This window comes from Pseudoclavibacter helvolus, from assembly GCF_014191305.1.
Taxonomy (GTDB): domain Bacteria; phylum Actinomycetota; class Actinomycetes; order Actinomycetales; family Microbacteriaceae; genus Pseudoclavibacter; species Pseudoclavibacter helvolus.
The window spans coordinates 168,531-182,486 of sequence record NZ_JACHWJ010000002.1; the positions used below are offsets into that span (position 1 = coordinate 168,531).

Consider the following 13,956-nt stretch of genomic DNA (forward strand, 5'->3'; position numbering starts at 1 on the left):
CGGCGTAGAATGGCGGGCATGCCTGAGCCAGAAATCGACATCAAGCCACGCAGTCGGGTCGTCACCGACGGCATCGAAGCCACCACCTCGCGCGGCATGCTTCGCGCTGTCGGCATGGGTGACGACGACTGGGACAAGCCGCAGATCGGCATCGCGTCCTCGTGGAACGAGATCACCCCCTGCAACCTCTCCCTCAACCGCCTCGCGCAGGGTGCAAAAGAAGGCGTGCACTCCGGCGGCGGCTACCCGCTCCAGTTCGGTACGGTCTCCGTCTCCGACGGCATCTCCATGGGCCACGAAGGCATGCACTTCTCACTCGTCTCCCGTGAGGTCATCGCCGACTCCGTCGAGACGGTTGTCATGGCCGAGCGCCTCGACGGCACCGTGCTGCTCGCCGGCTGCGACAAGTCGATCCCCGGCATGCTCATGGCGTCCGCGCGACTCGACCTCTCGAGCGTCTTCCTCTACGCGGGCTCGATCGCTCCGGGCTGGGTGAAGCTCTCGGACGGCACCGAGAAGGACATCACGATCATCGACTCCTTCGAGGCCGTTGGCGCCACGAAGGCCGGCAAGATGTCCGAGTCCGACCTCAAGCGCATCGAGTGCGCGTTCGCCCCGGGCGAGGGTGCCTGCGGCGGCATGTACACGGCCAACACGATGGCCTCCGTCGCCGAGGCGCTCGGCCTCAGCCTGCCAGGCTCGGCCGCTCCCGCATCGGCCGACCGCCGCCGCGACATGTACGCCCACCGCTCGGGTGAGGCAGTGGTCAACCTGCTCCGCCAGGGCATCACGACGGGCGACATCCTCACGAAGGAAGCCTTCGAGAACGCCATCGCGCTTGCCATGGCGCTCGGCGGATCGACCAACGTCGTGCTCCACCTCCTCGCGATCGCTCGCGAGGCGCAGGTCGATGTCACCCTGCACGACTTCAACCGCATCGGCGACAAGGTTCCCCACATCGCGGACATGAAGCCGTTCGGCAAGTACGTCATGAACGACGTCGACCGCCACGGCGGCATCCCCGTCGTCATGAAGGCGCTCCTCGACGAGGGCCTCATGCACGGCGACGCGCTCACCGTGACGGGCAAGACGCTCGCCGAGAACCTTCGCGACCTCAACCCGGACCCGGTCGACGGCGACGTCGTGCACACGGTCAACAACCCCATCCACGCGACGGGCGGCATCACGGTGCTGCACGGCTCGCTCGCCCCAGAAGGCGCCGTCGTGAAGACGGCCGGCTTCGACGCCGACGTCTTCGAGGGCCCAGCCCGCGTGTTCGAGCGCGAGCGCGGCGCGATGGACGCCCTCACCAACGGCGAGATCGAAGCTGGCGACGTCCTCGTCATCCGCTACGAGGGCCCGAAGGGCGGACCGGGCATGCGCGAGATGCTCGCCATCACGGCGGCCATCAAGGGCGCGGGGCTCGGCAAGGATGTACTACTCTTGACGGACGGACGATTCTCAGGCGGCACAACCGGCCTGTGCATCGGCCACATTGCACCGGAAGCGGTCGACCAAGGTCCCATCGCTTTCGTCCGCAGTGGAGATCTGATTCGGGTCGACATCGCGGCTCGCTCGATCGACCTACTCGTCGACGAAGCTGAGCTCGCCTCCCGCCGAGAAGGCTGGGAACCACTCCCTCCGAAGTTCACGCGCGGCGTGCTTGCGAAATACTCGAAGCTCGTCCGCAGCGCGTCCGAGGGTGCGACCACGGGCTAGCCCCCGGAGCCTCGGCTCTGACCTTGGGGCTCGGCCCCATCGACTGCGCTCGACTCATCGAGTACAAGAAGAACGGATCTCATGACGCAGGAAACTGCCGCCCGCATTGCCGCGGCGTCACCCTCCTCCGGGCGCGAGCCCGAAATGCTGACCGGAGCCCAGGCTGTTGTCCGCACCCTCGAGAACCTCGGGGTCACGGACGTCTTCGGGCTGCCAGGCGGCGCCATCATCGAGGTGTACGACCCACTCCTCGACAGCACCAAGCTCCGCCACATCCTGGTCCGCCACGAGCAGGGCGCCGGCCACGCCGCCGAGGGCTACGCCTCGGCGAGCGGCCGGACCGGCGTCTGCATCGCGACGAGCGGCCCAGGCGCAACGAACCTCGTGACCGCGATCGCCGACGCCTACATGGACTCGGTGCCGCTGCTGGCCATCACCGGCCAGGTGTTCTCGCACCTCATGGGGACCGACGCGTTCCAGGAGGCCGACATCATCGGCATCACGATGCCCGTGACGAAGCACAGCATCCTCGTCCGAACGCCGGAGGAGATTCCCGCGGCCATCGCGTCTGCGCACCACATCGCGTCGACCGGTCGCCCGGGGCCCGTCCTCGTCGACATCACCAAGGACGCACAGCAGAAGAAGGCGCCGTACATCTGGCCGGTCAAGCTCGACCTCCCCGGCTACCGCCCGGTGCTCAAGGCGCACGGCAAGCAGATCCTCGCGGCGGCTCAGCTCATCGCGCAGGCCAAGAAGCCCGTCTTCTACCTGGGCGGCGGCATCGTCCGCTCCGGCGCATCCACTGAAGTGCAGCGCCTCGTCGAGAAGACCGGGGCACCGGCCGTCACGACGCTCATGGCCCGCGGCGCGTTCCCCGACTCGCACCCGCAGATGCTCGGCATGCCAGGCATGCACGGCACGGTGCCTGCGGTGCTCTCGCTGCAGGAAGCCGACCTGCTCATCACGATCGGCGCCCGCTTCGACGACCGAGTCACCGGCAAGTCGGCGCTCTTCGCGCCGAACGCGAAGGTCATCCACGTCGACATCGACCCAGCAGAGATCTCCAAGATCCGCACGGCCGACGTGCCGATCGTCGGCGACGCGCGCGAAGTCGCGATCGACCTCCTCGCCGCCGTCACCGACCATGCGCCCGCCGACACGGCCCGCCTCGCGGACTGGTGGACCTACCTCGACGGCCTGAAGGCCGAGTTCCCACTCGGGTTCACCGAACCGAGCGACGGGCTCCTCTCGCCGCAGCACATCATCCAGCGCATCAGTGAGCTCACGGGGCCGGAGGCCATCTACGCCGCGGGCGTCGGGCAGCACCAGATGTGGGCAGCCCAATTCGTCAAATACGAGCGGCCGAACGCCTGGCTCAACTCCGGTGGTGCAGGCACCATGGGCTACGCCATCCCGGCCGCCATGGGCGCCAAGGTCGCCGAGCCGCACCGCACGGTGTGGGCGATCGACGGCGACGGGTGCTTCCAGATGACCAATCAGGAGCTCGCGACCTGCGCGATCAACAACATCCCCATCAAGGTCGCCATCATCAACAACTCGTCGCTCGGCATGGTGCGACAGTGGCAGACGCTCTTCTACGACGGCCGCCACTCGAACACCGACTTGAACACGGGACACGAGACGGTTCGCATCCCTGACTTCGTGAAGCTCGCCGACGCCTACGGCGCGCTCGGCATCCGCGTCACGAAGGAAGAGGAGATCGACGCCGCCATCAAGCTCGCCCTCGAGACCAACGACCGCAGCGTCGTCATCGACTTCGTCGTGAGCGCAGACGCCATGGTGTGGCCGATGGTGCCGCAGGGTGTCTCGAACAGCTTCGTCCAGTACGCCAAGGAACACAGCCCGACCTTCGAGGGGGAGTAGAACATGTCGAAGCACGTACTTTCGCTCCTCGTCGAGGACAAGCCAGGTCTGCTGACACGCGTCGCCGGGCTCTTCGCCCGCCGAGGCTTCAACATCGACTCCCTCGCCGTCGGCGCGAGCGAGGTCGACGGGCTCTCCCGCATCACGGTCGTCGTGGACGTCGAGGAGTTCCCGCTCGAGCAGGTGACGAAGCAGCTCAACAAGCTCGTCAACGTCATCAAGATCGTCGAGCTCGAGTTCGACGCCTCCGTCCAGCGCGAACACCTGCTCGTGAAGGTCAAGGTCGACTCCGCGACTCGCTCGCAGGTCATCGAGGCTGTCAACCTCTTCCGCGCCCGCGTCGTCGACGTGGCCACGGACGCGCTTGTCATCGAAACCACAGGCGACACGGGCAAGGTGCAGGCGTTCCTGCGTGTCCTCGAGCCGTACGGCATCCGCGAGATCGTCCAGTCCGGCCTCGTCGCCGTCGGTCGCGGATCCAAGTCCATGACCGAGCGGGTCGCGCGCTGACCTCGCGTCGCGCACATCCACCCCGCTCAGGCTGACCAGCAGCTGCCTGTGCTGATCAGCACTCAAGAACCCACAAGCCAAACGCCAACAATCAAGGAGCACACACGTGGCTGAAATCCTCTACGACAACGACGCCGACCTGAGCATCATCCAGGGCAAGAAGGTAGCCGTCGTCGGCTACGGCTCGCAGGGCCACGCCCACGCACAGAACCTCCGCGACTCCGGTGTCGAGGTCAAGATCGGCCTCAAGGACGGCTCGAAGTCGGCCCCCAAGGCGCAGGAAGACGGCTTCGAGGTCCTGGGCGTTGCAGACGCAGCCGAGTGGGCCGACGTCATCATGATCCTCGCGCCGGACCAGCACCAGCGCTCGATCTACACGGACAGCGTCAAAGACAAGCTGACGGCAGGCAAGACGCTCGCCTTCGCGCACGGCTTCAACATCCGCTTCGGCTACATCGACGCTCCCGAGGGCGTCGACGTCATCCTCGTCGCCCCGAAGGCCCCCGGCCACACGGTGCGCCGCGAGTTCGTCGCAGGCCGTGGCATCCCGGACATCATCGCCGTCGAGAACGACGCATCCGGTACCGCATGGGCCACGGCGCTCTCCTACGCGGCCGCTATCGGCGGAACCCGCGCTGGCGTCATCAAGACGACTTTCACGGAAGAGACCGAGACCGACCTCTTCGGCGAGCAGGCAGTGCTCTGCGGTGGCACGTCGCAGCTCATCCAGTACGGCTTCGAGACGCTCACCGAGGCTGGCTACCAGCCCGAGATCGCCTACTTCGAGGTGCTCCACGAGCTCAAGCTCATCGTCGACCTCATCTGGGAGGGCGGCATCGCCAAGCAGCGTTGGTCGGTCTCCGACACGGCTGAGTTCGGCGACTACGTCTCCGGCCCGCGCGTCATCGACCCGCGCGTCAAGGAGAACATGCAGGCCGTTCTCGCCGACATCCAGTCGGGCGCGTTCGCGAAGCGCTTCATCGACGACCAGGACAACGGCGGCGTCGAGTTCGCTGAGTTCCGCAAGAAGGGCGAGTCGCACCCCATCGAGAAGACCGGCCAGGAGCTGCGCAAGCTCTTCGCCTGGAAGCAGACCGACAGCGACTACGTCGACGGACAGGTCGCGCGCTAAGCGTCACCATCCTTCAGCAGTTCTGAACTGCGTTGGGCCGGCCTCGAGCATCAGCTCGGGGCCGGCCCTTCTTCGTGCGCGTCGCTCGCTTGTTACGGCGACGTGGGGCGGATGCGCGTTCAGCGATAAGATCGGTTCGGCCTGCGCCCGCAGACTCCCTGTCTCCACTGGAGGATTCTTCACGTGTCAAAGCCCGTCGTTCTGCTTGCCGAGCAGCTTTCCCCCGCAACCGTGGATGCGCTCGGTCCCGACTTCGAAGTCCGCCAGGTCGACGGCACCGATCGTCCCGCGCTCCTCGAGGCGCTCGCCGAGGCCAACGCGATCCTCGTGCGCAGCGCGACCCAGGTCGACGCCGAGGCGATCGCCGCGGCCCCGAACCTGAAGATCATCGCCCGCGCCGGCGTCGGCCTCGACAACGTCGACACGCCCGCCGCCACGAAGGCAGGCGTCATGGTCGTCAACGCGCCGACCTCGAACATCACCTCGGCGGCCGAACTCGCCGTCGGCCACATCATCTCGCTCGCCCGCCACATCCCGAACGCCAACGCGTCGATGAAGGCCGGCGACTGGAAGCGCTCGAAGTACACGGGCGTCGAGCTGTTCGAGAAGACCGTCGGCATCGTCGGCCTCGGCCGCATCGGAACGCTCGTCGTCGACCGCCTCAAGGGCTTCGGCGTGAACCTCGTCGCCTACGACCCCTACGTGACGCCCGCCCGCGCCTCGCAGCTGGGCGTGCAGCTCCTCAGCCTGGAAGAGCTGATGGCGCAGTCCGACTTCATCACCATCCACATCCCGCGCACGCCGGAGACCACCGGTCTCATCGGCGAAGCCGAGTTCGCGCTCGCCAGGCCCGAGCTTCGCATCGTGAACTGCTCGCGCGGCGGCATCATCGACGAGAACGCGCTCCGCGACGCCCTCGAGTCCGGCAAGATCGCCGGCGCGGCCCTCGACGTGTTCGTCACCGAGCCGCCATCGAATCGCGACCTCCTCGACCAGCCGAACCTGCAGCTCACGCCGCACCTCGGCGCGTCCACCGACGAGGCGCAGGAGAAGGCCGGCGTCTCGGTCGCCCGCTCCGTGCGCCTCGCGCTCGCCGGCGAGCTCGTGCCGGACGCGGTCAACGTTGCAGGCGGCATCATCGACGAGTACGTGCGCCCCGGCATCCCGCTCATGGAGAAGCTCGGCCAGTTCCTGCAGGGCCTCATCGGCGCCTCTCCCGTCGCCCTCGACATCGAGGTGCACGGCGAGCTCGCCCGCTACGAGGTGAAGGCGCTGCGTCTCGCCGCGCTCAAGGGCTTCTTCACGAACATCGTCACCGAGCAGGTCTCCTACGTGAACGCGCCGCTCCTCGCGGAGGAGCGCGGCCTCGACGTGCGCATGAACGTCGACGAGGACAGCGACGAGTACCGCAACGTGCTCACGCTGCGAGCGACGCTCAGTGACGGCAAGACGGTCTCCGTCTCCGGAACGCTCACGGGCGTGAAGCAGATCGAGAAGCTCGTCGGCATCAACGGCTACAGCATCGAGGTGCCGCTCGCCGCGCACCACCTCGTCATGGTCTACAGCGACCGCCCCGGTGTCGTCGCCCTCTACGGAGCCGCACTCGGCGAGGCAGGCGTCAACATCGCCGGCATGCAGATCGCCCGCGACGAAGAGGGCGGCCAGGCCCTCTCCGTGCTCACGATCGACGAGCCAGCGAGCGACGAGCTGCTCGCGCGCCTCCGCGACGCGATCGGCGCCTCCGAGCTGCACGAGATCGACATCGTCGAGAGCTAGACGCCCAGCGTCACCCACACGAACGCTGCCTGCGTTCCCAACCGCGCGAGAGATCGCCGCGGTTGGAACGCAGGCAGCGTTGTTCTTTGGGCGCAGGGTGTGGGTGATCGGGTGTGTGCGGCTTCGGGGTGGGGAGCACCGTCGGCGCTGAGTTGGGATGGAACACGCATTGTCGCGTGGGATCAGGCTGAGCGTCCAAGGCTCGACCTTTCGAATGATGTTCCGTGAACCGCGATCGTGCAACGCTACCCACATGCACAGAACAGTCTGGCAGGAGAACAGGGGCGGTGAACTTCCCTAACCCCATTCTCGTTCCTTTCAAAACATGTGCAAAAGCGGTCCGAGAATGCTCACGCCACGGCGCAATACTGGAATTTGGAGACTTGTATGACGCATCATGGTAAAAGCTTGACGTAAAGTGCCTCCTTTTCCGGTTTAGAACGGCGGCCAATGAAGGCCGTGACTCACTATCAAGGGGGAAAAGATGTCCAATTACATTGCGCCGAAAATCGAGCAGGTCGGATCGTACCGGAAGCTCACGAACGGGGTCTGGTTCGGTCGCTGGCGCGACATCTTCGGCGGGCGCGCTTTCATCAAGGTGACGGTCGGCTGAGTCTCGACGTTCGAGCGAGGGGGCGGTGCGCTCATCGCGTGCATCGCTCCCTCGTGCCTCGAAGGGGAAAGGGGGTGAGGGGCATCTCAACGCTCAGTGCAGTCCGGTCGGCATTCTCGACGTCCACGCTCTGCTATTGGACGATGGAAGACGGGGTCGTTCGCACCAGTGCATCCCAGCTCGACCTGCGTGGCTCCGCTCCACTCGACCCCGATCGACTGTCGCTGGAGACCTGCCCCAACCTGCCGAGCGTCTTCCGCCTCCGCCCGTTCTGGGCGAACGTCCGGGTGGTCGCGCCAGGTCACGACCTGGTTGAGGCTGAGGGATGCGTGGGCGATCGACGCTGGTGGCAGGCGGGCGAGCACCAAGATGCGACCTTCGAGGAGGCGGCGGGCCGATTGCGGCACGCGCTCCGCACCGCGGTCGAGCGGCGCCTCGGCCCAGGCGGGCTCCTTGGGGCAGATCTCTCAGGGGGGATGGACTCCACGTCGCTCGCCTACCTGGCTGAGGCGGTCGGGGGCCAGGTTGCTCACTTCCACGCAGGCACTGCGGATGCACAGAACCAGGACTCGCACTTCGCGCGGCGGGCCGCGGCGGAGCTGCGCGGCGAGTTCATGGAGCTGCCGTCCTTCACATCGACGCTCGACGCGTTCGCCACGACAACGCGCAACGGGGAACGCTCCGGGCGCAGCGTCTCCGGGCCGCCGGCCTGGCGAGCCAATATGCCGCATCTGCAGATGCTGTTCGAGCAGGAGCGTGCACGAGATATTCGCACGCACATCAATGGGCTGGGCGGTGACGAGCTGTTCGCCCTGCAGCCGGCGGTCATGTCGTCGTTGGTGCAGTCCGGCGCCGTTGCTGTGGGGCTGCGATCCGCCGCTCGTCTGGCACGTGCGCAGCGGTGGCCGGTGCTGCGGACTCTTGCGGCTGTCTGCTCCACGCGCACCCTCGGGGCCGAATTGGTGGCGCGTGTCCATGCAGACGCGGGTCCGCACGCTGACGCGTTCGGTTGGGCCCCAGGGTTCGGGGTCTCGCGTTTCGCCTCTGCGCAGACACGGGCGAGGGTCGAGGCGCAGATCCGCGGTCAGGCAAGTGTCGGGATCGAGCCGCACTTCCCCGACAAGGCCCGGCACCAGATGGCCGAGTCGGTCATGTTCCAGGGCGAAGTCGTGCGCCAGGTCAACGAGGCGTTCGCAGACGAGGGGGTCCGCTGGGAAGCGCCCTTTCTGGATGACGAGATCCTGCGCCTCATGTTCGGTCTCTCCTCGTCGATATCAGTGGGTCAGCGGCATTCGAAGCCCCTGCTGGCGGCGAGCATGAAGGGGCTCGCGCCGGACTGGATATTCAGTCGTGAAGACAAGGGTGAGTACAGTGCGGATCTCTTCACTGCCTTCGCTTCCAGAATCGATGGCTTGAAATCGATGTTCCGCGAGAGTTTCCTTATCGATCTGGATGTCCTGAATCCGGACGCGATTCTCAATGCATTGGAGATGCCCATGTTGAAGACGCAAGACCTCTTCGAAATCGAGCAGCTCGCGACCCTTGAGCTCTGGGTGCGGGAGGTGGAAGGCGCATGAGCGGCCGAATGAGCGACGCCGATATCTATACCTTGTCGCCGACCTGCTCGTTTGAGCAGGAGGGGGAAGGGGTTGTGCTCTTCGATGCCGGTGGCGGAACGTACTGGCGCGGCAACGCGACCGCCCGGCGGGTGCTCGAGCTCACCGTCCACGGATGCACGCGGGGGGGAAGCGGTCGAACGGCTGGAGCGCGAATACGGCCACTCGCCAGGAATGCGAGACGACGTGCGAGACCTCCTGGCCGTCCTGGTCAGAGCGCGCATCGCGAAGCGCAACGCATGAGCCTTCCGCTGAGCGCCCAGCCTTCCATCACGACGAGAGGCCGTCGCGCCCTGACCGTGCGCTGCACGGTCTCGGTCGCGTTCCTGATCACCTACGCCAGGCCGCGGCGGATCAGGCGTCTGCTCGTCGAGCTGAGCCGGGGAGCCCGCCCGTCGACGCGTGAGCAGGCTGAAGCGGTGCGCGCGGAGGTGTGCGGCGTGAGTGAGCGCTGCGCTGGAGAGGGCTGTCTGCAGCGCTCCATCGCGACGGTCCTCCTCTGCCGCCTCGACGGCCACGCGCCGAATTGGTGCTCGGGCTACCGGACAGGTCCGTTCGTCGCGCATGCCTGGGTGGAGGCGGATGGCATGCCCGTGTCGGAACCCCCTGAGGTAGCCAGCTACAAGAGAGTCCTCACGACCGAACAGGGCCGGCCGTGACCGCGTTCCTCCGATCGCTCCGAGCGGAAGCGATCAAGTTCACCTCACTGCGTTCGTCGCGGATCGCGATCCTCGCAACCGTCGCGGTCGTGACCAGTGCCGCGTACGGCGTCACCGCGCTGACGCACCAGGCGATGATCTCCGGGGATGTCAGCGCTGCTGGCGGGCTCGAGCCTGAGTCGGCCTTCCTGATGGTGGTGCACTACGGACAGATCGGGGCGATCTTCCTGGGCGCGAGCGTCTTCGCGCAGGAGCGCGACAACGGTGCCGTGGCCTCCTCGCTGCTCGCCGTCCCCGACCGGCGCACCTTCTTCTTCGCGAAGGCGCTCTCCGCGCTCGCGTTCGGCTTCGCGGCCGCCATTCCCGCCGTTCTCGGGAGCTACGCAGCCCGCTGCGCTGTCCTCGACTGTCGCGCGGTCGGCAGCCTGACGAGCCTTCCCGGTGGAGACCTCCGCCTGCTCGCGGGGTACATCGTCTACTGGTCGCTCATCAGCCTGCTCTCGTTCCTGATCTCGTCGGCGTTCCGCAGCGGCATCGTCGGGCTCTGCGCCATGCTGGCGCTCACGCTCGCCATCTCGCCGTACCTGCTCGAGTTCACTTCGGCCGCCAGGTTCCTGCCCGACCAGGCTGGCGCTCAACTGCTGCTCCAGGACGCTCCGCTTACTGGGGACCTGGGGCCGATGCTCGGGCTGCTCGTGCTGCTGAGCTGGATCGGCGTCTTCGCCGTCGCTGGATTTCTCTCGGTCCGCTCCTGGGCCGTCAACCACGCAGAAAAGGGGGTGGGTTCATGATCGAAGTCGAGAACCTGACGAAGATCTACGGGAAGCGGACCGCGATAGAGTCCGTGACCTTCGAAGCCAGAGCAGGCAGGGTGACGGGACTGCTCGGTCCGAACGGGGCGGGGAAATCGACGACGATGCGCATCCTGCTCGGCCTCGACCGAGCGACGTCCGGGCGCGCCTCGGTGCTCGGCTCCGAGTACCGGACCCTGCGGCGTCCCCTGACCCGCGTCGGCGCGCAGTTCGACGGGTCGGGCGCCCATCGCGGACGCACGGCGAGAGCGCACCTCCGCTGGATGGCGGCGAGCAACGGGATCTCGCCCACGCGCATCCCGGAAACGCTGCAGCTCGTCGGGCTGTCGGACGTCGCTGACCGCCGCGTCGGGACCTTCTCTCTCGGCATGGGGCAGCGTCTGGGCATCGCGGCCGCGCTCCTCGGCGACCCGGAGGTCGTGATCCTGGACGAGCCGATGAACGGGCTCGACCCGGAGGGCATTCGCTGGATTCGGGATCTTGCGCGCTCGCTGGCGGGTTCCGGACGCACGGTGCTCATCTCGTCGCACCTCATGGGGGAGATGCAGTCCATGGCTGATGACCTCGTCGTGATGGCGCGCGGAACGGTCATCAGGGCAGGGGCAGCGACGAGCCTGGTCTCGGGGTACGACAGCCTCGAGCACGCGTACTTCGCCTGGACGCGGGGCCGCGCCGATCATGTTGCGGGTGATGCCGCGTGAAGATGGCGCTGGCGTCGGAGTCCTGGAAGCTCTTCACCCTCAGAGCGGTCCTCATCACGCTGGCCGTGAGCCTCGTCGTGCCGGTCCTGATGGCCGCCGTCACCGCCCCCTCTGTCGGCGAGGGACTGCGCGTCGACGACCCGATGCTCGCAGCGGGGACGACCCCTGAGGTCGTAGGCCTCGAATGGATCGCGCTCGGCCAGATCGGCGTCATCATCGTGGGGGTGCTCGCGGGAAGCGGTGAGTTCTCCGGCGGCCAGATCCAGACCTCGCTCGTCGCCGTGCCGAATCGGCTCAGGTTCGTCCTCGCGAAGATCTCGGTCCTCACCGTCACCGTGACGTTGCTCGGAGCGGTGACGATCCCGCTGCTCAGCATCTGCAGCCAGCTCGGTCTCGGATCGCTCAGCGTGCTCAGCGACGGCGTACCCGCCTCCCTCCTGGTGCGCTGGCTGGGCGGAGTCGTCTACTGGACGGGAATCGCGTTGATCGGGTTCAGCTTCGCTGTCCTGGTCCGTCAGGCCCTGGTGCCGTTGCTCGTGCTCATCGCGGTCTCGCAGATCTCGCTTGTCCTGGTCTTCCTGACGCCGTGGGCGAAGTTCCTGCCCACGATCGCCGGCGCGCAGCTGTTCGATGCGGCTGCCGTGACCGCGGCGAACCCGGCGGCATCGCTCGACCCCGGGAGCGCGTACGCGGTGTTCCTCCTCACGGTCGTGGCGCTGGTCTGCTCCGCAGCCGTCGCGTTCTGTCGACGGGATGTGCGCGCATGAGTCTCACGCGGGAGAAGCGGTCGGCGGCACTCGCCGGCTTGTTCCGCCACGTCTTCGTGCAGAAGTCGACGCTCGTCGTCATCGTGGTCCTCAGCATCTGCGGCTCGGGGGCGGCGCTCGCGCAACCGTGGCTCGTGGGCCAGATCATCGACCGTGTCGGCGCGAGGGAGTCGCTCGGGATGCTTCCGTGGCTGATCGTCGCCCTCCTCATCGTGGGCGGGCTGATCTCGGGCTTCCTGCAGTACCTCATCCAGAGGACGGCCGAGGTCGCCATCCGATCAGCTCGGGAGGGCCTCGTCGACCACATCCTGCGTCTTCCCATCGCGACCCTCGATCGTCACCGTGTCGGTGATCTGGTCTCCCGCGTGAACGCAGACACCTCGGTCATCCGCAGCATGCTTACGCAGGGGTTCGTGGAGTCGATCGCCGGCGTCGTGACCTTGATCGGCGCGCTCGCGGCGATGTGGCTGATAGACCCGCTGCTGCTCGTGGTCTCACTCGGCGTCGCACTCGTCGCCGTCTTCCTCGTCGTGATGATGACGTCGCGGATCGAGGAGGCCAGCTTGGGAGTGCAGCAGGCGGTCGGTCGCCTGTCCTCCTCGCTGGATCGGGCCATCCGTGCCGTGCGGACCGTGCGGGCGGCGAACATGACGGGCTCGGAGTCGCAGCGCGTGAAGGAGGACGTGGAAGCCAGCTGGGCCGCCGGCCTTCGGGTCGCACGGATCACCGCGACGCTCGCGCCAGTCTCGTCCGCCGCCATGCAGGCCACGTTCCTGGTGGTCCTCGGACTCGGCGGCTACCAGGTCGCGGCGGGTGCGCTGACCGTGTCCGACCTGGTCTCCTTCATCTTGTTCCTGTTCCTGATGATCATGCCGCTCGGGCAGATCTTCGGAACGATCAGCGCTGTCGGTGAGGCCGTGGGCGGGATGGTGCGCATCAGCGAGGTCATGGAGCTGCCGTTGGAGGCGGATGCCGGAGTTGCCACCGTTACCGCTCCTGCGACCGGTGGGAGCAATGTCCTGGAGTTCGAGGACGTCGCCTTCTCCTATCACGACGCTCCCGAGCGGGAATCCGAGGACCCCGCGACGCTCGCGGCGGTCAGCTTTGAGGTGCCGCGAGGTGAGCGCGTCGCCCTCGTCGGGCCGTCGGGGGCAGGGAAGAGCACGCTCCTGCAGCTCATCGCTCGCTTCTACGATGTGGACGGCGGGACGATCCGCTTCAACGGAGTCGATACCGCGGGCATCTCCCGGGAGGCCGTGCGGTCGCGGATCGCCTATGTCGAGCAGGAGGCGCCCGTTCCCGCGGGGACCCTGAGGGACGCGGTGACACTTGGCTCGGAGGCGCACACCGACACCGATATCCGCGAGCTGCTGGGCGAGCTGGACCTCGTGGGAGTGCTCGAGCGCTCTCCGCTCGGTCTCGACGCCGATCTGGGGGAAGGCGGCGTGCTGCTCTCAGGCGGTGAGCGTCAGCGCCTGGCGATCGCACGCGCGCTGCTCCTGAAGCCCGACCTGCTGCTGCTCGACGAGTCGACATCGCACCTCGACGGGGTGAACGAAGAGCGCGTGCAGGCGGCGATCGCTCGCAGGGCGGGACGGTACGCGATGCTGGTTGTGGCCCATCGGCTCGCCACGGTGCGATCTGCGGATCGGATCCTCGTGCTGGACGCGGGACGAATCGTCGATTCGGGACGCCACGACGAGCTCATGCAGACGTCGGAGCTCTACCGGGACCTGGCGCGCAACCAGCTTCTCCCGCTCTGAGCCG

At 67.1% G+C, this 13,956-nt stretch carries 12 protein-coding genes; all 12 read left to right on the forward strand.

What is annotated here, in order from left to right:
- The first annotated feature begins 18 nt into the window (after nucleotides 1–18).
- The 12 genes from ilvD to FHX72_RS07765 all read left to right on the forward strand — a co-directional run bounded on the left by ilvD (nucleotide 19) and on the right by FHX72_RS07765 (nucleotide 13,952).
- Nucleotides 19–1,719 carry a dihydroxy-acid dehydratase gene (gene ilvD / locus FHX72_RS07710; protein ID WP_183624205.1) on the forward strand — a complete coding sequence of 567 codons (1,701 nt, stop codon included), beginning with the start codon at nucleotides 19–21 and terminating at the stop codon, nucleotides 1,717–1,719.
- A gap of 81 nt (nucleotides 1,720–1,800) precedes the next feature.
- Nucleotides 1,801–3,603, forward strand: coding sequence for an acetolactate synthase large subunit (locus FHX72_RS07715; protein ID WP_183624206.1), 1,803 nt, complete (start codon nucleotides 1,801–1,803; stop codon nucleotides 3,601–3,603).
- Nucleotides 3,604–3,606: 3 nt separating this feature from the next.
- Complete coding sequence (gene ilvN / locus FHX72_RS07720; protein ID WP_068480690.1) at nucleotides 3,607–4,113, forward strand: acetolactate synthase small subunit; 507 nt, start codon at nucleotides 3,607–3,609, stop codon at nucleotides 4,111–4,113.
- A 106-nt stretch (nucleotides 4,114–4,219) separates the two neighbouring features.
- On the forward strand, nucleotides 4,220–5,245 hold the full coding sequence (gene ilvC / locus FHX72_RS07725) for a ketol-acid reductoisomerase (RefSeq protein ID WP_068480687.1): 1,026 nt from the start codon (nucleotides 4,220–4,222) through the stop codon (nucleotides 5,243–5,245).
- Nucleotides 5,246–5,428: 183 nt separating this feature from the next.
- Complete coding sequence (gene serA, locus FHX72_RS07730) at nucleotides 5,429–7,021, forward strand: phosphoglycerate dehydrogenase (protein WP_183624208.1); 1,593 nt, start codon at nucleotides 5,429–5,431, stop codon at nucleotides 7,019–7,021.
- A 484-nt stretch (nucleotides 7,022–7,505) separates the two neighbouring features.
- Nucleotides 7,506–7,634: a lasso RiPP family leader peptide-containing protein gene (locus FHX72_RS07735; protein ID WP_156479740.1), complete on the forward strand. Its 129-nt coding sequence runs from the start codon at nucleotides 7,506–7,508 to the stop codon at nucleotides 7,632–7,634.
- A 143-nt stretch (nucleotides 7,635–7,777) separates the two neighbouring features.
- The gene (locus tag FHX72_RS07740; RefSeq protein ID WP_244964135.1) at nucleotides 7,778–9,211 is read left to right on the forward strand and encodes an asparagine synthase-related protein; all 1,434 of its coding nucleotides are present in this window, start codon (nucleotides 7,778–7,780) and stop codon (nucleotides 9,209–9,211) included.
- A gap of 278 nt (nucleotides 9,212–9,489) precedes the next feature.
- Complete coding sequence (locus FHX72_RS07745; RefSeq protein WP_068494233.1) at nucleotides 9,490–9,909, forward strand: lasso peptide biosynthesis B2 protein; 420 nt, start codon at nucleotides 9,490–9,492, stop codon at nucleotides 9,907–9,909.
- Entirely contained in the window at nucleotides 9,906–10,700 is a 795-nt protein-coding gene (locus FHX72_RS07750; protein WP_068480673.1) for an ABC transporter permease, read from the forward strand. The genes FHX72_RS07745 and FHX72_RS07750 overlap by 4 nt, the downstream gene beginning before the upstream one ends.
- Entirely contained in the window at nucleotides 10,697–11,422 is a 726-nt protein-coding gene (locus tag FHX72_RS07755; RefSeq protein WP_068494235.1) for an ABC transporter ATP-binding protein, read from the forward strand. The genes FHX72_RS07750 and FHX72_RS07755 overlap by 4 nt, the downstream gene beginning before the upstream one ends.
- Complete coding sequence (locus tag FHX72_RS07760) at nucleotides 11,419–12,189, forward strand: hypothetical protein (protein ID WP_183624210.1); 771 nt, start codon at nucleotides 11,419–11,421, stop codon at nucleotides 12,187–12,189. Before FHX72_RS07755 ends, FHX72_RS07760 begins: the two co-directional genes overlap by 4 nt.
- Nucleotides 12,186–13,952 carry an ABC transporter ATP-binding protein gene (locus tag FHX72_RS07765; RefSeq protein WP_068480664.1) on the forward strand — a complete coding sequence of 589 codons (1,767 nt, stop codon included), beginning with the start codon at nucleotides 12,186–12,188 and terminating at the stop codon, nucleotides 13,950–13,952. The genes FHX72_RS07760 and FHX72_RS07765 overlap by 4 nt, the downstream gene beginning before the upstream one ends.
- The last annotated feature ends 4 nt before the right edge of the window (nucleotides 13,953–13,956 follow it).